Genomic DNA, 24,746 nt, shown 5'->3' on the forward strand with positions numbered 1-24,746 from the left:
TTATACCGATTACTAACCACTTTTATGAAACACGACTTAATTACCGAAGGGAAATTTACTTATCTAGAAAAAGGCGAAGGAACACCGATTATCATTCTTCATGGTTTAATGGGAGGCCTGAGTAATTTTGATGCAGTGACTTCTCATTTCTCGGAAAATGGGTATAAAGTGGTAATCCCGGAACTTCCAGTATACACGATGCCTCTTATTAAAACAGGGGTGAAATCGTTTGCTAAGTATCTTGACGAATTCATTGAAATGAAAGGCTATGAAGAAGTAATTCTTCTAGGCAATTCTATGGGTGGTCATGTGGGACTGTATCACACTAAAATGTCTCCAGAAAAAGTAAAGGCTCTTGTAATTACAGGCAGCTCTGGACTTTATGAAAGCGCGATGGGAGAAAGCTACCCTAAGCGTGGTGATTATGAGTACATCAAAAAGAAAGCACAAGGAGTATTTTATAATCCTGAGTGTGCTACCAAAGAAATTGTAGACGAAGTTTACGACACAGTAAACGATCGCAATAAATTACTTAAGACGCTTGCTATAGCAAAAAGTGCAATACGTCATAACATGGCACAAGACCTTCCAGATATGAATACACCTACTTGTATTATCTGGGGACGTCAAGATGGTGTTACTCCACCTGAGGTTGCAGAAGATTTTAATAAATTACTTCCAGACTCAGATCTGTTTTGGATAGAGGAATGTGGTCATGCAGCTATGATGGAAAAGCCAACAGAGTTTAACGACATTTTGTTGAAGTGGCTTAAACAAAGAGAGTTTTAAAAAGCCTCAACCACAACAAACATACATAGACAACTCATACTCATTCTTGAGACTTTGAGCATATAATGTGCTTCATATTCTTTATTAAACGATTACATTACTATTTTTGCGATATGAAAATCAAGTCTGCCTCTTTTGTAGTAAGTAACTCCGAAGTCACAAAGTGCCCTAACACTCGCATTCCAGAATATGCCTTTATAGGCCGCTCTAATGTAGGAAAGTCTTCGCTTATTAATATGCTTACTAACCGTAAGAGTCTGGCAAAAACATCTGGAAGACCTGGTAAGACGCAGCTTATTAATCACTTCTTGATTAACGAAAACTGGCACCTCGTAGATTTACCTGGTTACGGATATGCTCGTGTATCTAAGAAAGATAAAAAATACTTTCAAAAATTCATTACAGATTACTTTGAGCAACGCGAGCAAATGATCTCTGCCTTTGTGCTTGTAGATTGTCGTCACGAGCCTCAAAAAATCGACATGGAATTCATGGAATATTTAGGCGAAAAAGAGATTCCATTTTCTATCATTTTTACCAAAGCAGATAAGCTACGTCCACAAGCGCTCGAACGCAACATAGAAGTCTATAAAAAGATTATGCTTGATGGTGTATGGTGGGAATTTCCTAAATACTTCGTGAGCAGCGCATCACATGGTGATGGTCAAGATGAAATTTTAGGCTACATAGAAGACCTCAACGAGAACCTAAAGCCAGGCTACTAAACTAAGTCAACTAATAAGATTCTATAATTTTATTGACTTGCTCAATAAGCTCTTGAGAAGATGCAATACCAGTAAATGCATCTGCACTTATTACAACTTCCAGACCAGCTTCTGTAACCGCTAGTACCACGGGAAATTCATACTTAGGCAACCACTTAGATTTATAAGCTTTTAAAAATTCATCCTTGTGAAGAAATTCTAATGGTGTTTTAACGCTTTCGCGAAAGCGTAACCATTCCTCCTTTTCCTTAAACACTCCAAAGGTTAAACTGCACAAATCACACTCGTAGGTTTCTGGACGTATCCATTTGTGCGCACTATCCATAAGTGCATTGAGTTTTCCTGAATTTGCGTTATAAACAAATAGTAGCTTCATTAGAACAAATATAATATCACTTACCTTGAAGCAAAGCAACATTTACTGACTGTTTCTAATTAAAAAAAAGGACGCCCATAAAAGACGTCCTTTTTTCCAACAATAATTAAATAATCATTTTTTTCAACTACAGATTACTACCAGAATGTTACTCCTACATCTTGAGCACCTCCTGTAAAACTATACTCATCTGCTTGTGCTACAAAATTACCTGCACTATCCCATCTACCTGCAGCTACTGCTTGATTTGCTCGTGCTTGATTTGCTGCTCCCCATTGTACATAATCCAGTAATATTGTAGGATCTGAAGAGCTAAATGTATTTGTAGAGAAAACACCTAAACCACCAGTAGCTGGATTTACGTTATAAGGAAGTGTGATCGTTGCATTTGCTCCCAATACAGTACTTCCTGTCGCAACATTTGCAACATTCACATACGTTCCAGGACCTAGACATAACCAGTAAGGACCTACATCTACACTTGTGTTTCCAAAATTTGTTAAGGTTACTAAGTCACCTTCTGCATCTACATTAAGAACACGTACGGCAACAAAAGGATCTTGACCACTCCAAAAAGTAGACCCTACATCTGAGGAAGTACCATCAAAGGTATAGAGACTTACCCCTGCTGCAAAACTAGTTGCACTATCCCATCTTCCAGCGGCTACTGCTTGATCTACACGAGATTGATTTGTTGCTCCCCACTGCACATAATCTAATAAAATGTCTGGATCAGAGCTAGAAAATTCACTGGTAGCAAAAACCGCTAGTCCGTCTTGTGCTTCATTTACATCATAACTTAATGTTATAGACCCATTAGGCGCGACAGCGGTATTATCACTAGTAAGACCAGAGATGGCAGCGTATGTTCCAGGACCGAGACACAAGAAATAACTTCCTAATTCTAGCGTACTATCGCCTAGGTTTGTTACAACTACAAGATCGTTTGTTGCATCTACTTCTGTAATTCTAATAAGACCGGCCACTGACTCCTCTGGCTCATCCGGTGTTTCTGTTACAGGGACTATTACATCTGGTGTTACTGTGTTGTCATCATCACTGCTACAGCTTATTGTCATTAAAACAATTAATAATGGTAAGAAAATCTTTTTCATGTTACGTTTATTTTTAATTCATTTATACTTTTTACTTGGTACAAATAAACTCCAAATCCTTTCTTTTCTTTCTGTAAAATACAGTGAGGAGGAAAAAAAAGCCTTAAAACGGAAAGAACAAACTCTTTATACATGGGCTTTGAGGCAATATTACTATCTAGTTTATTAAAAACCCTTTTTACAGCTGCCGTATCTATTATGGAACACATAGCATTTGATCTATATATTATTAGTGCAATGCATATAGTGCATATTACTACAAAAGAGCTGTATTAAAAAAAGCTCCTAAGATTTAGAAAGGAGCGATGCAGTACTATTTATAGACTACATTAAATGGTTAAAAATAATATGCAATTACATAATATGAGTCTAATACAACTTACATTGCATAACAGCGACTAGTAAATGCCTTTTCTTTAAAGTAGTATTCCCAATACACTTACTTTCTACATTACCCCTATCTTACAGCAAATTGTTAAAACATAAAAAAGCGATACTGTATATTAATACAGTATCGCTTTTCATTAAATACTTTATTTTATCTGGCTTACAGCTGCAAAAAATAGGTGGCATTAAAACCAAAGAAGAAGTTCCCATCTCTAAAGTTAAAATTCTTTCTAGTTTGTGTAATAAAAGAGTCTTCTGTAAACGTTGGGTTATTAGTCATTGAAAATTGTAATAAAATATGTCTTACACTCCAATTGACTCCTAAGGCAAACGCGCCAAATGTCTCGATACTTTCTAACTCATTAGCCACATAATAATACTCTGACACAATACTAACATGATGTGCTACTTTATACCTCCCACCAAAGCCTACAGCAAACTGGGTATTATCATCATTTATATTTCTAGAAGAACTTCGGTACACAAAGGTAGGGCTAAGCTGTAATGAGAAATCTTGAGTAATCTTTCTAGCAATAAGCAATTGCGTTGTAAAAGCTGTTTTTTGAAAAAAATCATCTCTTTCTTCTATATTATTAAACGATTTTGATCTATAAGTAGCGGTTTGTAAACCTGTAATTCCAATAGGGCTACCATTATTATTAATTCCTTGGCGCAATATCCTATACTTTGCATATCCATCTACAATACCATTAGACAGTCCAAAACCAACTCCTGTAGTAAAGCGATCTGTGATAGCGTAGTCTGCACCAAGACGAGTGCTCACTCTATCTGCAATAAAACTATTGCTATTCTCTTGGGTTGTGTTCCAATACCTACTCATAAAGGTAAACTCTAATGCTCCTTTTTTTCTGGTTTCAACAGAATGGCCTAGAGACAATCTATTTCCTTTAAATGTAGATAAGGCAAATTCTGGCTGGACTATAGGTTCCTTATCTAGTAATGTCAATAGATCCTGGGCAACTAAATCTTGCCCGTATACTAATGAAACTAATGCAAGAATATAATGAAGTACTTTATTATTCATAGGGAGTGTAATCAAAATTAAATGCTACCTGAATTTTCTTTGCAATATTAGGCGAAAGCAACGCTGGAATATTAATGTCAAAATCCTGAACTAATATTTCTAGGTTACCATCCACGTAAATAATATTATTTACAACGCGTATGGCAACCTTAAACTCTAGCGGCTTTGTGATACCGCGCAATGTAAAATCACCTCTTACAAGACGCGTGTGAGTATCTTGAATGCTAGCGTCATAATTATCAATACGACCAATGAAATTTGCTTCGGGATACAAATCTGATTCCATATAGCTTTCATTAAAATGCTCTTCCATAAGTGATTTTTCAAATTTAAAAGCTCGCATTAAAACTCGCACTGCAATTTCTCCAGTGTTAGGGTTTAAAAAACTTAAGACTTGAGCATTTTCTGCTTTAATATTCTCGACAGATGTGTAAGACAAAAAGGACATTTTACCCTGTCTAGCAATAACTTTCTCTAGACCTTGAGCATTACTGTACATGGAAACTATAAGAAAAGAAATGAGTACTACTCTATTCATAAATAACATCCTTAAATTTTGATGCAATTTAACAAAATAGCGTCAAGAAGAAATCCTTTAAAAATTCCTTTTACCATTATTTTATCACCCACTTTAAGCTTGCTCATTGCCATATCTTGATCTCTCTGCATTTCACAAATAACGTTGCGTCCCATATTTTCACCTTCTAATATTAAAGAATACACACCATCACGTTGTGTAATGTTTTTTACTACTCCTTCAACTTCGATCGCCTTTTCTACATACCTTGCAAGCTCATCAGGATGGTCATCTTGTAACGGCAGGAAAAAATCTTGTGCCGTCATATTCAATTCTGTTTCTAAAGATTGCGTCTTAGCAGTTTTCTTAGCGCTTATTTTTATAACCACAAACAGCACAACAAAAACCATCATAATTCCTAAAAAAAATTTTATAACTTGATTGTTTGAACCCTTCATACTTACAAATATTGTGTTTTCAATACCGTTAATATTGCTACATAAATACTATTGAAAGTATCAAAAATACATGATCCCATCATCTTAATCATGTAAACAACAAAGAGACTCCCTGAATAGGAATTTCCAGCATTGAAACGGAATATCCCTTACCTAAATCTCAATCAAGAACCACTTTGACTTATCTTTACTGTATTTGAAAAACATGAGAAATTACAAAATCTATCTTTACATTACTTTAGGAACCACTATTTTCTTTTTGATCATTGCTTTTTTTGCAACGCCTTATTTTATCAAAAACACAACGATTACACTTTTAGATAGTGAGATTTCTGCCGCAAAAGCAGAGACTACTCAAATTGCTGTGGTCTTTAGTGAAGGTCAAATTTCTAAAACAGATAAGGAAAAAACAATACAAGGTATACAAAAGGCAATAACAAATACACATAGAGAAGACGTATACCTTTCTCTTATAAACTGGTCGGGAAAAATAGTCTCTCATCCAGATCTCACTTTAATAGGTGCTAAAATTCCAGATCAAGATAACAATACCTCGAGTATAGAAACAATAATGTCTGGAGAAGATCTATACAAGCTTATCAAAAACTCAAAAAAAGATATTTCATTAACCATAAATGATGATATCATCTATATGCTATCTATCCCTAATACGGATCTTATTGTTACCGCATACATTAATAGAAAAAACATTCAGCTACGCATTAAAGAGACTAGAACTCTTTTTAATACAGGTTTTCTCATAATAGGCTTGTTTACACTATTGTTTGTACTAGCGATTATTAGATATATTTCTAGTTATTATGAAGAACAACTAGCATTAAAAACAAGTACAATAGAAGATAGTGTACTTAGCCTTTCAAAGCTTAATACATCTCTAGAAAACTATCAGAAAAATATACTTGAAATAAGAGAAACGCAAGAACTCAACTCAAATGTATCAAAAAAGGAATCTGGAGATGACGTAATTGATACGCAGGAAAAATCTAAACAACGCTTACTTACTTATGTGCGCAACGAACTCTTATCTATATCTACAGATGACATCTCATATATTTATGTAGACAATAGTATTACGTATGTTATAAAAAAGGATGGCCGCCGCAGTACTACAAATGATAGTTTAGATCAAATTTACTCCTCACTTGATCAAGGACTTTTTTTTAGAGCAAATAGACAAATTATAGTTGCTATACACGCCATTGAAAAAATTACGAAATTTGGAAATAGCGCTCTTAAAATTCAAACAAATCCTGAGTCAGAAATTGAAATTATCATTGGAAAAAACAAAGCCGCATCCTTTAAACAATGGCTTGATTTATAAGATTATCACAACTAGCACCATCAACTTCTACGTAAGATAATTCCTTAAAAAAATATAATATGCTAGAATGTATCTGTCACTAGTTCCAATCTTTAGGAACCATTTAATTTATTTAAGGTGATATTTTTTGCTTTCGCGAAAGCATAACACTCCATAAATCTATAGTAGTAACCCAAATTGTTGTGCTAGTTAAGGCGTTCTTATGGAACCAGCCGATAATTATGTGTACTATTTTTCTTTTAGATCAAGGTGTTCTGCAAAATAATCTGCAAAATCTTTCATAGTATCTGCCATTTTCTCATCATTTGTAGCACGACGAAAAGACTCTGTCATACCCACAAGTACTTGGTGAAAAAATTGCTGCATCTCATCTACGGGCATATCTTTTGTCCATAAATCAATACGTACAGTTTCCTTTTGGTTAGGATCCCATAAAGAAAGAAGCATTGCTTTTGCTTCCTCGTTTGCTACTCCACCATCACGTGCAGTCCAAGCCATACTTTCTGGAACACGATTCTCATCAAGTTCGATTGCTATTTTAATTTCAGATTTTTCTTTCTTAGCCATTCCTTAGGGTTTGTATTTTGCGTTTGCAAAGATAATAGTTGCATCTTGATTCAATAAGACTTTAAGCGATACATCGTTGTTATCCATATATGATTTTACAATCTCGTGACCTATATATCTCCCCACTCGACCAGGCGTCTCATTATCAAAGGAAAGATAGAATTTTGAGAAAGGCGCTGGATTTATAAAACGACTTAAAAGCTTTCTATCTGTACTATATAACAGTTCGTTTTTTACAAAAAACTCCCACATATTTTTTTCATTCTCTTGCGCAAATAGTAACTCCTCAGGTGTATAACCTAAGACTTCATGAGCAGGTATCTCACTAAGCAACAGTTGCATGAGGTATAACTTTTTACCTTCATGTATGATCTCAGAAAGGAAGTCCTTTTGACGTAATCTATTAGTTTTTGTTTTTGCAAATGCATCTGCTATATCTACTGGCATCTGCTCTTTTCTAAAATTCTTACTTTGAAATTTTGGAATACCTACATAAAAATGATGATCTGCCCCTAAGTATGTATCTAATCCTACTAACAAAAGGCTGTCTGCTAGCACGACTTTATTTCTATAATCAACTTCTGTCGTTAGGGTTACAATCTTAGGAATTGTAGTTTCTGGGAAGTAATACTTAATATGACGAAAAAGATCTTCTATGGAAGCTTTTTCACTCTCAAAATCTGGAAAAACTTTTGCAATCTCTTCGTTAATTTCTAACTGTATAGTATCTGCAAAACGTTGAGCCCAGTATTCGTCAGGAAATTTTTTTGAAAATAAATAAGGAAACTCTTTCCTTAAAGGTGCTAGGTCTTCCTTTGAAGCAGCAGCAAATAGTTGATCAAATCTCCTAACCTCCATATCTACAGACATTGCTTTGATTTCTGGCGGAGTCTTTGTGTCTTCTGTACAACTAGTAAGGCATACCAGCAATGGCAGAATTATAAGCATTTTATTCATAGAGTTTGTATCTTTATATTTAAGAAAAACGATTCCTTACCTTAAAGCGTATATTAATTATCTTTAAGGACACAAAAGTACCAATTTAAAGCACTTCAAAACAGAGCGACCTATGCAAAGCGATAAAGTAGTAGACCACATTGTAAACTGGCTTAAAGAATATGCAACAAACGCCCGAATGACTGGCTTTGTGATAGGTATAAGTGGCGGTATTGATAGCGCACTTACCTCAACACTTTGTGCAAAAACAGGACTACGTGTTCTCTGTGTAGAAATGCCTATCCATCAGGATGAGCGCCAGGTGACTCGTGCTAAGGAGCATATCAACCAGCTCAAAAAGCGTTTTGCTAATGTCTCAAGCTTGGAGGTGAATCTTACAGAAACCTTCGAACAATTAAAGAGCGCTGTCCCAACTGCAGAAGACAGCGAGCAGCTCAATCTAAGCTTAGCAAACACAAGAGCTAGACTTCGCATGAGTACCCTATATTACTTTGCTGGACTTCACAAATATCTTGTTGCTGGTACAGGTAATAAAGTAGAAGACTTTGGCGTAGGCTTTTATACAAAATATGGTGATGGTGGTGTTGACCTCAGCCCTATTGCAGACCTTATGAAATCTGAAGTTTTTAAACTTGCGGCAGCAGTTGGTGTTCCAGAAAGTATTCAAAATGCAGCCCCTACAGATGGACTTTGGGGAGATGACCGCACAGATGAAGATCAAATAGGCGCAACTTACGATCAACTTGAATGGGCAATGCATCAAGATGAGCTACTTAAAAGTGGTGATAGCAACAAAACTGTTGAATCTTTCACCACAGAAGAAAGACGTGTTTTTGACCTTTACAAGAGATTAAACACTGCCAATTTGCACAAAATGAACCCTATACCCGTCTGCAACATCCCCGTTAACCTAAAAAAGTAGGTATTTGAACGAATAAATGATCAAAAACGTTAAAACTCTGAACAATTGAGCGTACTTTGCAGTGCAAACAAACAAGTACTACCCCTCAATCACTTGTTTCATTACTTGTTAAACAAAATAACTAATGAACAAAGTTTTAATAGCAGATCATCACCCAATCACGCGTAAGGGAATTTCTTCCATACTTCTCGCGGAGGGAAACTATGAAGTAATCGGATATGTTAACGACGGTAATGACCTTCTTAACACCCTGACTACAACAGAGATTGACATCCTCATTCTCGAGATAGACATTCCTAACCTTAATAGTATTACCGCGCTAAAGGCGATAAAAAGAGAATTTCCTCACATCAAGATATTAGTATTAAGCTGTCATCCAGAAGAGATGTATGCTTTAAGCGCTATAAAATATGGAGCTTCTGGTTATGTAGCAAAGACCGCTTCTATACAGCGCGTGCTTAATGCCATAAACCAAGTACAGCGAGGAGGAATCTACCTTAATGAAGCGCTTAGCCAGAGACTCGTAAGTGATGGTAACGCAACACAAGGACTAGCATTTAAGTATAAAAAACTCTCTAGTAGAGAGATAGAAGTATTAAACTTATTATCTAATGGTAAGCGCAATAAAGAAATTGCAGCAGAGCTAGACATTAACGAGAAGACAGTAAGTACTTATAAAATGAGACTCCTTAAAAAACTAGAAGCACAAAACGTTGCAGAGCTTATAAAGCATGCAAGGTTATTACAAAGCAGCCACGTTTAGACAGATAGAACTCGCCCTAGTTTATTACCTAGCAACGTATTAAGAGATTGATAATCAAGAATATCTTTAATGATTTCTTTATTGTCTGTACTATCCTTGGTCTGATTCATCAACTCCTTTATCTTTTCTGTAATAAGATATTTTCTGAGGCTCAGTACCGTTTCTGTAACAAACTGACCTACAGAAGTATCCTTTTTACGCACATAAACCTCTCGGGTATCCCATCTATGAAGCTCATACTTCTCATCATTAAGGATGATATTAGATATCTCACTAGCTTCCTCTGGTGCTAGCTCATTGATAAAATTCTGAACTTGGAAATTTTGATCTAGGTGCATTTTCGCTACTATTTTACCATAGATCACCTTAAAGAGGTCATTTGTAAACTCCACCTCATCATCTTGAAGATCTAGGTAGATTTTTTCAAAAACTCTTGCCTTATGAACTATAGGCTCCAGCTCAAGACTACCATCTTCATTTTCCTTAAGAACAAGATCTTCAAAATCTTCTTCTACCTGCCCGTATAAAAGTAGCGACTCTATGAGCTTACGCTCAAGTTCATATAGCACATTAACTTTCTCAACAGCATTAGGCATCTCATCTGGGACCACAGACATATATTCTGGTGGTGGTGATTGATTACCTCGATCTTGTTTTACTGTTTCTTTTTTATCTTTCTTAAGTATTTGAGCAAGCGTATTATACAACACAGTCTCAGAAACCTCCATTATGCGCGCACACTCTTGCACATAAATTTCTTGCTTTATGGCGTCAGGTATTTTAGAAATACTCTCTACCATATCACGCACAGTATCTGCTTTTTTTACAGGATCGCCAGCCGCTTCTTCTACGAGCAGGTTTGCTTTGTACTGTATAAAATCTTTTGCATTTTCATCAAAAAAAGCAACGATTTCTTCTTTACTATGCTTTCGCGAAAAAGAATCTGGATCCTCACCCTCAGGAAAGGAGCAAACCCTCACGTTCATTCCCTGCTCAAGGATTAAATCAATCCCTCGTAGTGCTGCTCGCTGTCCCGCAGCATCACCATCAAAGAGGACCGTAATATTTTTAGTGAGTCTATTTATTAATCGTATTTGCTCAGGAGTAAGCGCTGTTCCAGAAGAAGAAACTACATTCTCAATACCCGACTGAAACATCTGTATCACATCTGTATACCCTTCTACCAGGTAACAGTTATCCTCCTTTGCAATAGCTTGCTTTGCATAATAAATACCATAAAGCACTTTACTCTTGTGGTAAATATCACTTTCTGGAGAGTTGAGATATTTTGCCGCTTTCTTGCTACTATCTAATATTCTACCTCCAAAACCTAGCACACGACCACTCATAGAGTGTATAGGAAACATCACACGCCCTTTAAAACGGTCAAATTGTTTCTCCTCCTTTACAATGGATAGTCCGGTTTTTTCTAAGTAATCTAGTTTGTATCCTTGGCGTATTGCCTCACTTGTAAAAGCATCCCATTGATCAGGATTATATCCTAACTCAAATTTTTCAATAGTCGCTGCAGTAAACCCACGTTCCTTAAAGTATGAAAGACCTATTGCCTTTCCTTGCTCAGAGTTGAGCATTGTTTTATGGAAATAATCACGAGCATACTCACTCACGAGATACATACTCTCACGCTCATTTGCAGCCTCCTTTTGCTCATCTGTACGCTCTGTCTCCTCTATCTCAATGTTGTACTTTTTGGCAAGGTACTTTATGGCTTCTGGATAGCTAAAATGCTCATGTTCCATTAAGAATGAAACCGCCGAACCTCCTTTACCTGTAGAGAAATCTTTCCAAATTTGCTTAACAGGACTCACCATAAAACTTGGCGTGCGCTCGTCAGAAAATGGAGAGAGCCCTTTAAAGTTTGACCCCGACTTTTTAAGAACTACAAAATCGCCTATCACCTCCTCTACACGAGCAGTTTCAAAAACTTTATCTATGGTTTCTTTGGATATCAAAGCAGTACAGCGTGTTAATTAAGAAGTGCCAGTGGCAGCTTGCAAAAGTACTTTAAATTACAACAGTTTTCAATATAACATACCTTATCGTTGATAAAAAATTGAATCACCCTCAAATAGAAATAGCCTAGACATTTAAATATCTGAGCTATTCTTTTTTTAATCATGCTTTCGCGAAAGCGCAACAACTAACCTATAAGTCTAATCGCAATCCAAGAGAAACATTATTTACCTCTCCCAGCTCTACCGTTTTAAACGCCGAACTCAAATCATACTTAGCATACAAGCTCAGGTCTCCAGTCACTCTTATGTAACTTGACAATCCGTAAACTAGGTTATCTCCGTCAAAGTCTTCTCGTGACTTTGTTTTAATGCGGTCGCCGTTTTCTTTGTATTTCAATTTTTGCTGAGTTCCTAAGCGCACCCCTGCATATCCTCCTATTCCCATTCTAAATTTTCCAGCTGTTCTATAACGAACGTAATCGTCCTTCTGTTCTTTCTTCCATCCTCCAAATTCAAAATGCAATGGTACCACCAGATTTGTAATTCTAAGTTTTGCCTTTTTTAAATCTACTCGGAATTCTTCTAACACATTACCCTCTTCTAAGCTTACTAAAGCTTTATCATCCTTAATAGATAAAAAATTGCTTTGTAAGGAGAGTCCATACTTAAACTGTATGGCTCCAGAATTTTCAAAAACTCTTGTTTTCCAAGCGTACCCTAACTCTACAAACGTAGATTTACCTATAGAAAAGTCATCACCTATATCTGCATTATCACTTACTGCGTTATTAAGACCCGTTGCAAAAACAGTTTCTCCATAGGTGCGCCTGTCATAATTTGTTACTCCAGGTTTATTTCTATTTACAGCAACACCTAATACTCTATTACCATCTCGATCAACACCTCCTAATCCTATCTCTACCGAAGTTCCATAATAGGGATTCATGTGTCCGGTACGCTTCACTAATTCTATTTGATTATCAATAATAGAAATCTCATTTTCTATATTAAGTGCTATTTCCTCTGCTTCCTCTTTTTTTCTCACCTCTACTTCGGCAGCGCTTAGATTTAGCTTCTCTTGTTGCGCATTTATATATTCAATACGTCTTTTAAGTGTTTGTTTCCAGTTTTCTGTTAATTGCTCTTTTCTTTTTTCTAGAGCCGACACTTGACTTACAATATCCTCAGAGACTTCTTTCTTGACTTCCTCAACCTCTTGTGCATGTACATTTTGGGCAAAGATGACCACTGTTGCCGCTAGGGCAATTTTCATAATTGATTTCATAACTGTTTGTGTTTTGTGCGCTCGATGATGGCGCATTATTGATGAATTTTCTTAATTATCTTTATTTGCAACTGCCTCTACGGCTCTATTAAACTCTTTTTTGAGCGTGCGGAACATTCTATCTTTAAAAGAGTCTGGATCTACCTCAGCCTCTACATCTAGTAATAATTCGTTTGCATTTACCACTGGAGTTTGTGCTTCATAGGTTTTCTGTCGCTTTATTTCAGTTTGTGCATTTTTAAGTAACATATCCACTTCATCATCAGTTACCGAGAAGTCACTAGCACCAACAACTTCAACGCCAGTTTTTTCTTGAGACACATATGCCTTGTTAAGTGGCTCATCACTTACGATTCCGACATTATCCTTATCTACCTTCGCTACGGCACTGTTTTTAGTTGAAGCAACTGTGGCTGTTGGCTTATAATTATTGCGGTATGTTTTGGTAGCAGCAGTATTAGTTTTTTGCTTCGCATCACGCTTTCGCGAAAGCGTAACCTCATCCTTCTCCACCTCTGCTGCAGCATCTACTTTTGATGCGTCTACTACCTGTATGTTCTCAATGTTCCTTAAATTAATATTACTTGCATCTTCTTTATCGATGGTATTATTAATAGTTTCTGGCGTTTGTACTATTTGATTTTCTATTCCATCAGTATCACCTCCAAAAATGATAGCTGTAAGAAAAACACCTGCAATAAAACTAGCTGCAATAGCAAGCCAAAAGATTATACCATTCTTCTTTTTACCCTGCTCCGTCTCAAGTTTACCCTCTATACGATCCCAAGCAGATGCGGTAGGTGCTATGCGGCGACCTTCCAACTTTTCTCTAAAATTATCTTCTAACTTCATTGGTCCCATTATTAATTAATTCTTCTTCAAGTTTTGCTTGCAATTGCTTCCTTGCCTTAAACAACTGACTTTTTGAGGTGCTCTCACTAATTCCTAGTGTTTTTGCTATCTCCTTGTGTTTGTATCCCTCTATAGCATACATTATAAAAACTACACGATATCCCTCTGGCAAATCATCTATTAAACTCTGGATGTGTGCCACCTCGAGATCTGTCTGGATATTATTTATGGCATCGTTGCTCTCAATCTCACCATCTTCTGTGAAGTATAACTTCTTTATCGCACGTAAATAAGAAATGCTTTCCCTTACCATAATCCTACGTATCCATCCTTCAAAACTTCCTGCATTTTTAAAACTATCTAGCTTTGTAAATACTTTTAAAAAACCATTACACATTGCCTCCTCCGCCTGATGTACATCTTTTATATAATAACGACACACACTTAGCATCTTAGGCGCATGCTGCTCATAAAGTGCTCGTTGAGCATCTCTATTACCTTTGATAGCTTTTTTAATAAGCTGTTTCTCGTTATTAAACTGTATGACTTTCATACCTGATTGATGGGTTTCTATCTATAAAGACGCAGGCTATTTATAAAAGGTTGCCTCGTACATTGAGAAAAGTTTTAAAATAAAAAATTCCAAAGTCTCCAATAAACATTCTTACTATAAACTTTGGAATCAAATATATGGTTTTAAGAGTTTTACCCCTTAAACTTCATAGGTAAGTGTACTACCTTTTTAGTTTCAAAAAACTCTTCTTCAAAAAATGAAGGAAGCTCATAAATGGTAGTCGTTGTATATTTTTGAAGCTCTTCTGTAAGATCGCCACCTTTTAAATAGAGAATTCCATTTTTGAGTTCGTGAGTAGATTTTTTGGCAACACGACCTTTTACCCAGTGTACAAAAGTTTCCATTTGAGCTACTGCACGAGAGACTACAAAGTCATATTGATCTTTTACAGTTTCAACACGATCATTTGTTGTTTTTACATTTGTAATACCAAGACCCTCTACGACCTCATTTACTACTTTGATTTTTTTACCTATACTATCTACGAGGTGAAAACTCACCTCTGGGTGTAGTATCGCTAGTGGCACTCCTGGAAATCCTCCACCAGTTCCCACGTCAAGAATTTTACTTCCAGGATTAAATCGCTGTACCTTTGCAATGCCCAGTGAGTGTAGTACATGACGTAAGTATATTTCATCAATATCCTTACGGCTCACAACATTGATTTTAAGGTTCCAGTCGTGGTATAAATCCTTTAATTTTGAGAATTGCTCGATTTGAGTTTCGGTGAGATCAGGAAAGTATTTTAATATGATATCCATTAGTAGTATATTAGGACTGTAAAAGTACCATTTTACTCCCTATTATTTTAACGCAGGTTCATAGCTGTGAGCGGGATTAAGTATTACTTTTACAAGGCTATTATAAAAGAAAAACTTTTTCGCGAAAGCGAGAGAAAAACGCTATACAGAGTGCAATATCTTGAATTAAAGTGCGCTATGTAAGGGTAATTACATTATTATGGAAAATACAATTAAATTTTCGCGCACGGACTCAGCAAAATTCTTCAGAACGCTGAATAAACGTGTAAATTCTTATTTTAAAGAAAATGATATTAAACGCACAGGTAACTGGAAATTGTACCTCAAGGCGATTATCATGTTTGCTATATACTTAGTACCTTATTTTTTATTCTTAACCCTTGATATGCCTACGTGGCTGCAATTACTTCTTACTGTTGTAATGGGTGTAGGAATGGCTGGAATAGGTATGAATGTAATGCATGATGGAAATCACGGTTCATTTTCTAGTAAAAAATGGGTTAACAAATTAATGGGTAGTAGTATCTATATTCTAGCTGGTAATGTGTATAACTGGCAAGTACAACACAACGTACTTCACCACACGTATACTAACATACACGGTCACGATGAAGATATGGAAGCTGGACGTGTACTCCGTTTCTCAAAACACGGTAAGTGGCATTGGGCTCATAAATTCCAGCAATACTACTCTGTGTTTTTATACGGACTCCTTACTTTTAACTGGGCGCTCACTACAGATTTTTTTCAAATGAAACGCTACATGAAGCGCAAACTATCTTATGGAAAACTACAAAGTCCTGCGAGACAATGGAGCACACTTCTTATCACTAAATCTATTTATCTAGGTATGTGGATTGTGATCCCGATGATTGTGATGGATCTTGCATGGTGGAAAATTCTAATAGGATTCTTTATTATGCACTACGTAGCTGGAGTAATTTTAAGTGTGATTTTCCAACTTGCACACATGGTTGAAGATGCTCACATGCCATTACCTGATGAAACAGGAACCATGAAAAATACTTGGGCGATACACCAATTATTTACTACAGTAAATTTTTCTACTAAAAATAAAATCATGAATTGGTTTTCTGGAGGTTTAAACCACCAGGTAGAACACCACATCTTCCCTCACATTAGTCACGTACATTATACGAAGATTAGTAAGATTGTAAGAGAAACAGCAAATGAGTTCAACCTTCCTTATCATGAGTATGAAACAACAAGAAAGGCGCTCGTTGCTCACTTCAATCACCTTAAAAATATGGGAATGAAACCTGCGATTACTGCATAAAACAAGCGTAATTTTTCAGAAAATATCAAGTGCCAAATCCCTAAAGGATTTGGCACTTTTCGTTAACTTGCAATACAAAACTTATATCAACATAATATATAATCTCCTAGTATGAATAAACTATCTACCCGTGTAACAGAAATGGCTACCTCTGCAACACTAGCAATGGCTGCCAAAGCAAGAGAATTAAGAGCAGAAGGAAAAGATATCATAGGTTTAAGCCTAGGAGAACCAGATTTCAATACTCCAGACTTTATAAAGGATGCCGCAATACAGGCGATAAATGACAACTATAACTCATACACTCCTGTAGATGGTTATGTAGAGTTAAAAGAGGCAATCATCACAAAATTTAAAAGAGACAACAAGCTCGATTATAAACTACCGCAAATTGTAGTTTCTACTGGAGCAAAACAATCACTTGCTAATATTGCATTAGTATGTCTTGATCCAGGTGACGAGGTAATACTACCATGCCCTTACTGGGTAAGCTACTCAGATATTGTGAAAATAGCAGAAGGTGTGCCTGTTGAAGTACCAACTTCTATAGATACTAATTTCAAAATGACTCCTGAGCAGCTTGAGGCAGCTATTACTCCTAAGACTAAGATGCTTTGGTATAGCTCTCCTTGCAACCCTTCTGGATCTATTTACAGTAAAGAAGAATTACGCGGCCTAGCAGATGTTCTTGTAAAATATCCAAACATCATCGTTGTGAGCGATGAGATATACGAACACATTAATTATGTAGGCGAGCACGCTAGTATGGCTCAGTTTCCAGATATGTACGATCGTACAGTTACTGTAAACGGTGTGTCAAAAGCTTTTGCAATGACGGGATGGCGTGTAGGTTACATAGGCGGGCCAGAATATATAGCTCGCGCTTGTAATAAAATGCAAGGACAGATTACTAGTGGTACAAACTGTATCGCTCAACGTGCTGTGATAACAGCTCTAGAAGCTCCAGTAAGCAAAGTACAATACATGATAGACGAGTTTAAAAGTCGTCGAACTTTAATACTAGACTTACTAAATGATATTGAAGGTTTTAAATGCAACGAACCAAAAGGTGCATTTTATGTATTCCCAAATATATCTTACTACTTCGGAAAAACACTAGGTGGAACAAAAATTGAAAACGCATCAGATTTTTCACTTTACCTACTTGAAGCGGCAAATGTTGCGACGGTTACTGGTGAAGCATTTGGAAATCCAGACTGCATACGTATATCTTATGCAGCTAGTGTGGACAACATAAAAGACGCAATGAAGCAGATTAAAGCTGCCGTTTCATAGTTCTTATTAATTAAGCTTTCGCGAAAGCACAACAATCAAAACCCGCTAATCTCTTAGTGGGTTTTTTTTATAGCTCTATTTCCACAATAAGTCTTAATATTCTTCTGCGTAATAAGGCACCCAAGCGACCACATAATTTATTTACGAATAAGTATCTTAGTAACGTAATAGTGAGTGTGAGAATACCGCTTTCGCGAAAGCGCAACAAACACCTTAAAACAATTTAAACTGCAGAAAACAATAGCTGCAACTTCTATAACCTTCCTTATGAAAAAAACACTACTCGCAGGAATAATGGCCTTAAGCCTAATAGCCTGTAAAAACGATGCCACAACAGAAATAGCTAGTACAGCAGACACATCACTAGCTTTTAACAATGTGCTAGACAACTATTATGAAGATGGACTAAAACTTAATCCGCTTAATGCTACAATGTCTGGAGATAATAGATATAATGACAAATTTCCAGATGCATTATCTCAATCACATAAAGATGCGGTAAAGACGTATTATACTTCGTACCGTGACTCTATCCAGCAGTTTAACGACAGTGACCTCACAGACACAGAGAAGATGAGTAAGGAAGTACTACTCTGGGATATCGCGATCAATCTAGAAGGTATGGAGTTTAAAAAAGACCTTACTCCTATAGACCAGATGTGGTCTCCACATCTTATGTTTGGCCAACTTGCAAGTGGTGCGAGTGCACAACCTTTTAACACTCTAGAAGATTACCGAAACTGGCAAACACGTGTAGACGAATACCTTATCTGGCTCAACAGTTCAGAGCAAAATATGCGTCAAGGAATGACAGAAGGCTACGTACTTCCTAAGTCGCTTATTAAAAAAATCATCCCACAAATGGATGCTATGACGGAAGCAACTGTAGAAAATCACTTGTTTTACAAGCCCGTAGCAAACTTTCCAGAAGGAATAACAGAAGAAGATAAAAACACTTTACGCACAGATTACATTGCCATGATAGAAGGCAAAGTAATCCCTGCCTATGCAAAGATGCGTGACTTTTTACAAAATGAATACCTAGCTGCTGGTCGTGATAGCTCTGGTTATAGTGACTTACCTGCAGGTAGCGATTATTATGACTACGCCATCAAACTTTATACTACCACTACAATGAGCGCAGATGAGATACACCAACTCGGCCTGAGCGAGGTTACTCGCATACGTACGGAGATGGAAAAAGTAAAAGAGCAAGTTGGCTTTAAAGGAGACCTCAAAGCATTTTTTGATGATGTACGTACTAACAAAAAATTAATGCCGTACACTACCCCAGAAGAAATCATTGCAAATTTTAATGCAATGCATGAGACCATTAAACCTCAAGTAGATTTACTTTTTAGCGTACAACCTAAAACAGCTTTTGAAGTGAGACAGACAGAAGCATTTAGAGAGAACTCTGCAAGTGCAGAGTATAATCCTGGATCGCTAGATGGAACTCGACCAGGTATTTTTTACACACCTATACCAGATGCAAGTACTTATAATGTATACTCAGACGAGTCATTATTTTTACATGAAGCTGTCCCTGGACACCACTTCCAGGTTTCTCTAACACAAGAAAGCGAGACACTACCACAGTTTAGAAAAACATTATGGTATAGCGCATATGGTGAAGGCTGGGCATTGTATACAGAATCGCTTGGTAAAGAGCTAGGACTTTATACAGATCCTTATCAATATTTTGGAACACTGGGAGCTGAGATGCACCGCGCAGTTAGACTTGTGGTAGATACAGGAATCCACACTAAAGGATGGAGCCGCGAGAAAGCGATTGCTTATTGTCTAGAAAATGAAGCAGAAAGCGAAGCAGGTATTATATCAGAAATTGAGCGTTATATGGCAAATCCGGGACAAGCGCTTTCTTATAAAATTGGTCAACTTAAAATCAGAGAGTTGCGCACAAAAGCAACCCAAGAATTAGGTGAAAAATTTGATATCAGGGAATTTCATAAAGAAGTACTTGAGACAGGATGTATCCCACTTGCACTACTTGAGGAAAAAATTAATGGTTGGATAGAAGAAAGTAAATAGTACAACTTTCAAGCAAGTGAAGTTTACACGGAGCTTGCCAAAGTGCGAAAGCAAAACATTATGAATAAAAAGATAGTATTACTAGGCTCAGGAGAACTGGGAAAGGAATTTGTAATTGCAGCACAACGCCTTGGTCAAACTGTAATTGCTGTAGATAGTTATGATAACGCTCCTGCAATGCAAGTAGCAGATGGTCGCGAGGTGATAAATATGCTAGATGGCGACGCTCTAGATAGACTAGTCGAAAAGCACAAACCTGATTTTATTGTTCCAGAAATTGAAGCAATTCGCACAGAGCGTTTTTATGAATATGAAAAGCAGGGATATACAGTAATCCCAAGTGCAAAAGCTGCCAACTTCACAATGAATCGCAAATCTATACGCGACTTAGCGGCTAAAGACCTTGGCTTAAAAACTGCAAATTATCGCTATGCAACATCTGCAGAAACATTACAAAAAGCAGTTAAGGAAGTAGGAATTCCTTGCGTGGTAAAGCCCTTGATGTCTTCTAGCGGAAAAGGGCAATCTACCATCAAAACTCCAGATGACATCCAACGAGCTTGGGAATACTCTCAAGCTGGATCAAGAGGAGATGTCGCCGAGGTGATTGTGGAGTCTTTTGTGAATTTCAATTACGAGATTACACTTCTCACTGTTACACAAAGAGATGGTGAGACGCTGTTTTGCCCTCCTGTAGGTCACCGTCAAGAACGAGGCGACTACCAAGAAAGCTGGCAACCAGCAACCATGGCGGATGCTCATCTCAAAACTGCTCAAGAAATGGCATCTAAAGTTACTGCTGCTTTAGGAGGAGCTGGTTTATGGGGCGTAGAATTCTTTGTAGGTGATGATGGGGTTTACTTTTCTGAGCTATCACCTAGACCACATGACACCGGCATGGTAACCCTGGCAAATACTCAAAACTATAATGAGTTTGAGCTACACTTAAGAGCCGTGTTAGGACTATCTATAAAAGAAATTACTCAAGAACGTATAGGCGCAAGTGCCGTGATTCTTGCAACTAAGAATTCTGACAATCCATCTTTCACAGGTATAGAAAATATCGCCGGAGCTCCCAAATCTGACTTCAGGCTTTTTGGAAAACCCACCTCCCGTCCATTCAGACGTATGGGAGTTGTGGTAACCTATGACAAACTAAATGGTAATATTACAAACGTTACCGAAAGAGCAAAAGAGCTCGCTTCGAAAGTCACTGTAATTTAACAGTCAATGACCTCTAACCTGCAACAAATTAAAGCGAGCATTTATGACAAATGCTCGCTTTATATTTCGGATTATCATGACGAGCTCGAAAGCAAATCCTACGGCGCCTGTACATTTACGCTAGCAGGATTAAATATTATATGTAGAGATGCGAAAGTAACGCCTAAAAAAGCAGGCCAATTTGTAACATTCTGGAAGCGCTTGGAAAGCGGAGAAATCTCACCTTTTCACGAAAGTGATGTTATTGATTTTTATGTAGTAAATGTAAAGACAGAAAATGAGTTAGGGCAATTTATCTTCCCTAGATCAATCCTTATCAAAAAAGGAATTATATCAACCCAAACTAAAGAAGGCAAAAGAGCTTTTAGAGTTTATCCAGCATGGGACACTCCAAATAATAAACAAGCTCTAAACACGAAAAAATGGCAATTAGATTATTTTCATCAAGTAGGTAAAGACGTAGATATAGATTTTATTACGTCTCTTTTTACATCCTGTGAATAATAATAAAATGCGTTGATGTAATAACTACTCTCTTATAAGCGGTAGTGTACTACATCTTAGTAATCCTTCTTGCTTTGCAATCTCTGCATAAGCAACTTCTTCTACGGTAATATTCTGATCTCTCAGCCACGTATTTAATCTTGTAAAATTACGTTCAGAAATTACTACTTCTGGCGATATACTGAATATATTAGAATTCATATTAAACATCTCTTGAGACGAGATTTCAAATACATTTTCTTTCCCATAATGGTTTAACAACCAGTTATACTCTTTTTCTTGAAGGAATCCGTTTTTATGTAAAATTGCTTTTCCGTCACCTACTGGCTGGAAACAGCAATCTAAGTGAAGTGCGTTACTGTATGGATCTGTGTTTGATTTTCTAAGATCAAATGACATTACTTTTTTATTTGGGAATAACTCCTGTATCATTCCTACGGCAAGCATATTTGTACGTGCAATGATATAATCTGGATAGTCTGCACCTCTATAAGTCCCGATAAAAATATGATCATCTGCAAGCATCACATCTCCTCCCTCAATATGTGCTTCTTCTGGCAATCTAAACACATGCGTTGGTGCCACTTGCTTTATAATATGCTCTATAGCATCTATTTCCTCTTCCCTATCAGGGAGGATATTAGCCTTAAAAAACTTATCATCAATCACAAATCCTATATCCCTAGTAAAGATCTGATTCATATCTTTTATAAGTTTAGGTCTATACACTTCTACATCATACTTCTTGAATATAGTTGCTACTGCTTCCATCTCTGGAACCATGTCTTTTTCTAGAGGATATGTACCTTCTTTAATATGAAGCGCTGACTTAGGATCGTAAGCATCTTCTAGTGATGGCGTAGGTCCATTACTTTCTGCAGTTCCTAAAACCACGGCTTTAAGACGTGACGTTTCGTTTTTTACATTGAGTTTAAGCATAGCGTGAAATTACAAATTCCACTCTTGAAATCCCAACAACTACGATTAAGTAACATAAAAAACATAGTAATTGAATGAGACTAAAACTATATGATTGGAATCCAGACTTCTTCTTGCGCATCTGGCTGATTAGGTCCTAAATAATCCGAAGCCATGAACTCATAATGTGGTCTATGATCCAATTGATACCCAGATGACGGAAGCCACTCTTGATACACATACTGAGCAAATTTTCCAAAATCACTTGTGGTGCCTTTATATAAAAAAACAGCCCATTTACCCTCTGGGATTTTCAACACTTCTAACTCCTTTGGAATATTATTTTCGGTAGTTACGGCTACTGCTGCCCATTTTACAAACTTGGTTTCTGGTGTAAAAGGAATAGACATAAAATTATCTACATAGCACTGCACGCTATAACTCCCATCATTAGACTTGTTATGGATTAACTTTTTTAAAGGTCCTAAGGTTTGCCATAATTGCATTGTTGTATTATGAGCTAGAGACATTGTAGTCTGTAAACCTGCAAGTATAAGTTCTGGCTGCTCTACAATAATTGGTAATGGGTGGTTGGTAACTTTCACGAAAGTGAATTTACAATTTTTTAGATAGTCTATTACTTACTCTTTTGAGCATAAAAAAAGAGCAAACGAAATGTTTGCTCTTTTATAATTTACTACTGAGTTTTTATCTCTCTGAAACTTCTTTAAAAGATCTTAAGTTTTCACCAGTATATACCTGACGTGGACGTCCGATAGGCTCTTTACCTAATCTCATCTCTCTCCATTGAGCAATCCAACCTGGAAGACGACCTACTGCAAACATCACAGTAAACATCTCTACTGGAATATCTAGTGCACGATAAATAATACCTGAATAGAAATCTACGTTTGGATATAATTTACGGTCTACAAAATATGGATCTTCAAGAGCTTCTTTTTCAAGTCCCTTAGCTATATCCAACACAGGATCTTCTATTCCTAATTGAGTAAGAACATCATCTGCAGCTACTTTAATAATCTTTGCTCTCGGGTCAAAGTTTTTATATACTCTATGTCCAAAGCCCATTAAACGGAAAGGATCTTCCTTATCCTTAGCTTTAGCCATATATTTCTTAGTATCACCACCGTCTTCTTTGATAGCTTCTAGCATTTCAATTACAGCTTGGTTTGCTCCACCGTGTAGTGGTCCCCATAATGCAGAGATTCCTGCAGAAATAGAAGCAAATAAACCAGCATGTGATGATCCAACTATACGTACTGTAGATGTAGAACAGTTTTGCTCATGATCTGCATGTAATATTAGTAACTTATCTATAGCTTCAATAACAGCTTTGTCCACCTTATACTCCTCATTAGGCTTTGCAAACATCATTTTATGGAAGTTCTCTACATAACCAAGAGAATTATCTCCATAATCAAGAGGTTGACTCTTTTTCTTGCGCATTGCCCATGCAGCTAGTACAGGAAACTTCGCTAGAAGTTTTACAATAGCAGCATACATATCTTCTTCAGAATCTACATTTACGGTTGAAGGATTAAATGCTATAAGTGCAGATGTAAGTGCACTTAAAACACCCATAGGGTGTGCAGACTTAGGAAAACCATCTAAGATTTTCTTCATATCTTCATCTACGTGAGACTCAGATTTGATATCTGCGTGAAATTTATCTAGTTGTTGTTTTGTAGGAAGCTCTCCAAAAATCAATAAATAAGCTGTTTCAAGAAAATCTGCTTTCTCTGCAAGCTCTTCTATTGAATAACCGCGGTATCTAAGAATTCCTTTCTCCCCATCTAAAAAAGTAATAGCGCTTTCACAAGACCCTGTATTTTTATAACCTGGATCTATCGTAGTGATTCCTCCAGTAGCTCCTCTGAGCGTCTTTATATCAATTGCCTGCTCCTTCTCTGTTCCTGTAATTATTGGGAACTCGTAACTTTTTCCATCTATCGTTAGGGTTGCTTTATCTGCCATCTATCGTTATATTTTTCTTATTTTATTCTATTGTTTGAAGTTAGGCTAA

Annotated in this window: 25 protein-coding genes; 10 read left to right on the forward strand and 15 right to left on the reverse strand. The window is 36.8% G+C overall.

Translation table 11 applies throughout. The features are described from left to right. The first annotated feature begins 24 nt into the window (after positions 1–24). Together DCS32_RS02410 and yihA are read left to right on the forward strand one after the other, a co-directional pair. On the forward strand, positions 25–789 hold the full coding sequence (locus DCS32_RS02410) for an alpha/beta fold hydrolase (protein WP_108876845.1): 765 nt from the start codon (positions 25–27) through the stop codon (positions 787–789). Between the two features lie 113 nt (positions 790–902). After that, the gene (gene yihA / locus DCS32_RS02415) at positions 903–1,514 is read left to right on the forward strand and encodes a ribosome biogenesis GTP-binding protein YihA/YsxC (RefSeq protein WP_013751371.1); all 612 of its coding nucleotides are present in this window, start codon (positions 903–905) and stop codon (positions 1,512–1,514) included. 10 nt (positions 1,515–1,524) lie between these two features. On the opposite strand, the gene DCS32_RS02420 is transcribed toward yihA, so the two are convergent. The 5 genes from DCS32_RS02420 to DCS32_RS02440 all read right to left on the reverse strand — a co-directional run bounded on the left by DCS32_RS02420 (position 1,525) and on the right by DCS32_RS02440 (position 5,412). Then, positions 1,525–1,890: a GTPase gene (locus tag DCS32_RS02420; protein ID WP_108879221.1), complete on the reverse strand. Its 366-nt coding sequence runs from the start codon at positions 1,888–1,890 to the stop codon at positions 1,525–1,527. 137 nt (positions 1,891–2,027) lie between these two features. Next, positions 2,028–3,005 carry a hypothetical protein gene (locus DCS32_RS02425; protein ID WP_108876846.1) on the reverse strand — a complete coding sequence of 326 codons (978 nt, stop codon included), beginning with the start codon at positions 3,003–3,005 and terminating at the stop codon, positions 2,028–2,030. Between the two features lie 547 nt (positions 3,006–3,552). After that, positions 3,553–4,437 (reverse strand): DUF5777 family beta-barrel protein, encoded by an 885-nt coding sequence (locus DCS32_RS02430; RefSeq protein ID WP_108876847.1) that lies wholly within the window; start codon positions 4,435–4,437, stop codon positions 3,553–3,555. Further along, positions 4,430–4,975, reverse strand: a complete 546-nt coding sequence (locus DCS32_RS02435; RefSeq protein WP_108879222.1) for a YceI family protein — start codon at positions 4,973–4,975, stop codon at positions 4,430–4,432. Before DCS32_RS02435 ends, DCS32_RS02430 begins: the two co-directional genes overlap by 8 nt. Before the next feature lie 11 nt (positions 4,976–4,986). Further along, a complete protein-coding gene (locus tag DCS32_RS02440) occupies positions 4,987–5,412 on the reverse strand; it encodes an OB-fold protein (protein WP_108876848.1) in 426 nt (141 codons plus the stop codon). 205 nt (positions 5,413–5,617) lie between these two features. Between DCS32_RS02440 and DCS32_RS02445 the strand changes: the two genes are divergently transcribed. Then, positions 5,618–6,754 (forward strand): LytR/AlgR family response regulator transcription factor, encoded by a 1,137-nt coding sequence (locus DCS32_RS02445; RefSeq protein ID WP_108876849.1) that lies wholly within the window; start codon positions 5,618–5,620, stop codon positions 6,752–6,754. Between the two features lie 228 nt (positions 6,755–6,982). On the opposite strand, the gene gldC is transcribed toward DCS32_RS02445, so the two are convergent. Further along, positions 6,983–7,321 carry a gliding motility protein GldC gene (gene gldC / locus DCS32_RS02450; RefSeq protein WP_108876850.1) on the reverse strand — a complete coding sequence of 113 codons (339 nt, stop codon included), beginning with the start codon at positions 7,319–7,321 and terminating at the stop codon, positions 6,983–6,985. A 3-nt stretch (positions 7,322–7,324) separates the two neighbouring features. Next, positions 7,325–8,278 carry a gliding motility lipoprotein GldB gene (gene gldB / locus DCS32_RS02455; protein WP_239057552.1) on the reverse strand — a complete coding sequence of 318 codons (954 nt, stop codon included), beginning with the start codon at positions 8,276–8,278 and terminating at the stop codon, positions 7,325–7,327. A 112-nt stretch (positions 8,279–8,390) separates the two neighbouring features. Between gldB and nadE the strand changes: the two genes are divergently transcribed. Together nadE and DCS32_RS02465 are read left to right on the forward strand one after the other, a co-directional pair. After that, on the forward strand, positions 8,391–9,200 hold the full coding sequence (nadE, locus tag DCS32_RS02460) for an NAD(+) synthase (protein WP_108876851.1): 810 nt from the start codon (positions 8,391–8,393) through the stop codon (positions 9,198–9,200). Between the two features lie 124 nt (positions 9,201–9,324). Continuing rightward, positions 9,325–9,963, forward strand: a complete 639-nt coding sequence (locus DCS32_RS02465; RefSeq protein WP_035335970.1) for a response regulator — start codon at positions 9,325–9,327, stop codon at positions 9,961–9,963. Here DCS32_RS02465 and dnaG read toward each other — a convergent pair. From dnaG to rsmG, 5 genes are all read right to left on the reverse strand, one after another. Then, on the reverse strand, positions 9,960–11,936 hold the full coding sequence (dnaG, locus tag DCS32_RS02470; RefSeq protein ID WP_108876852.1) for a DNA primase: 1,977 nt from the start codon (positions 11,934–11,936) through the stop codon (positions 9,960–9,962). The genes DCS32_RS02465 and dnaG overlap by 4 nt on opposite strands. Before the next feature lie 193 nt (positions 11,937–12,129). After that, positions 12,130–13,224 carry a hypothetical protein gene (locus DCS32_RS02475; RefSeq protein WP_108876853.1) on the reverse strand — a complete coding sequence of 365 codons (1,095 nt, stop codon included), beginning with the start codon at positions 13,222–13,224 and terminating at the stop codon, positions 12,130–12,132. A 51-nt stretch (positions 13,225–13,275) separates the two neighbouring features. Further along, positions 13,276–14,076, reverse strand: coding sequence for a hypothetical protein (locus DCS32_RS02480; protein WP_108876854.1), 801 nt, complete (start codon positions 14,074–14,076; stop codon positions 13,276–13,278). Beyond that, positions 14,060–14,629: an RNA polymerase sigma factor gene (locus DCS32_RS02485; protein WP_108876855.1), complete on the reverse strand. Its 570-nt coding sequence runs from the start codon at positions 14,627–14,629 to the stop codon at positions 14,060–14,062. Before DCS32_RS02485 ends, DCS32_RS02480 begins: the two co-directional genes overlap by 17 nt. Before the next feature lie 152 nt (positions 14,630–14,781). After that, positions 14,782–15,411, reverse strand: a complete 630-nt coding sequence (rsmG, locus tag DCS32_RS02490; RefSeq protein ID WP_108876856.1) for a 16S rRNA (guanine(527)-N(7))-methyltransferase RsmG — start codon at positions 15,409–15,411, stop codon at positions 14,782–14,784. 199 nt (positions 15,412–15,610) lie between these two features. Between rsmG and DCS32_RS02495 the strand changes: the two genes are divergently transcribed. From DCS32_RS02495 to DCS32_RS02515, 5 genes are all read left to right on the forward strand, one after another. After that, positions 15,611–16,708 carry a fatty acid desaturase family protein gene (locus DCS32_RS02495; protein WP_108876857.1) on the forward strand — a complete coding sequence of 366 codons (1,098 nt, stop codon included), beginning with the start codon at positions 15,611–15,613 and terminating at the stop codon, positions 16,706–16,708. 111 nt (positions 16,709–16,819) lie between these two features. Beyond that, positions 16,820–18,004, forward strand: a complete 1,185-nt coding sequence (locus DCS32_RS02500; RefSeq protein WP_108876858.1) for a pyridoxal phosphate-dependent aminotransferase — start codon at positions 16,820–16,822, stop codon at positions 18,002–18,004. Positions 18,005–18,271: 267 nt separating this feature from the next. Next, positions 18,272–20,056, forward strand: a complete 1,785-nt coding sequence (locus tag DCS32_RS02505) for a DUF885 domain-containing protein (protein ID WP_108876859.1) — start codon at positions 18,272–18,274, stop codon at positions 20,054–20,056. Positions 20,057–20,116: 60 nt separating this feature from the next. Then, on the forward strand, positions 20,117–21,280 hold the full coding sequence (gene purT, locus DCS32_RS02510) for a formate-dependent phosphoribosylglycinamide formyltransferase (RefSeq protein WP_108876860.1): 1,164 nt from the start codon (positions 20,117–20,119) through the stop codon (positions 21,278–21,280). 6 nt (positions 21,281–21,286) lie between these two features. Further along, positions 21,287–21,784 carry a MepB family protein gene (locus DCS32_RS02515; protein ID WP_108876861.1) on the forward strand — a complete coding sequence of 166 codons (498 nt, stop codon included), beginning with the start codon at positions 21,287–21,289 and terminating at the stop codon, positions 21,782–21,784. A 24-nt stretch (positions 21,785–21,808) separates the two neighbouring features. Here the strand turns inward: DCS32_RS02515 and DCS32_RS02520 are convergent, their stop codons facing one another. The 3 genes from DCS32_RS02520 to DCS32_RS02530 all read right to left on the reverse strand — a co-directional run bounded on the left by DCS32_RS02520 (position 21,809) and on the right by DCS32_RS02530 (position 24,697). Continuing rightward, positions 21,809–22,723, reverse strand: coding sequence for a dimethylarginine dimethylaminohydrolase family protein (locus DCS32_RS02520; protein WP_108876862.1), 915 nt, complete (start codon positions 22,721–22,723; stop codon positions 21,809–21,811). Positions 22,724–22,809: 86 nt separating this feature from the next. Continuing rightward, positions 22,810–23,307, reverse strand: a complete 498-nt coding sequence (locus DCS32_RS02525) for a GyrI-like domain-containing protein (protein WP_162533580.1) — start codon at positions 23,305–23,307, stop codon at positions 22,810–22,812. Positions 23,308–23,410: 103 nt separating this feature from the next. Further along, positions 23,411–24,697, reverse strand: coding sequence for a citrate synthase (locus tag DCS32_RS02530; protein ID WP_013751353.1), 1,287 nt, complete (start codon positions 24,695–24,697; stop codon positions 23,411–23,413). Positions 24,698–24,746: the final 49 nt, after the last annotated feature.

This window comes from Dokdonia sp. Dokd-P16 (genome assembly GCF_003095655.1).
GTDB lineage: Bacteria > Bacteroidota > Bacteroidia > Flavobacteriales > Flavobacteriaceae > Dokdonia.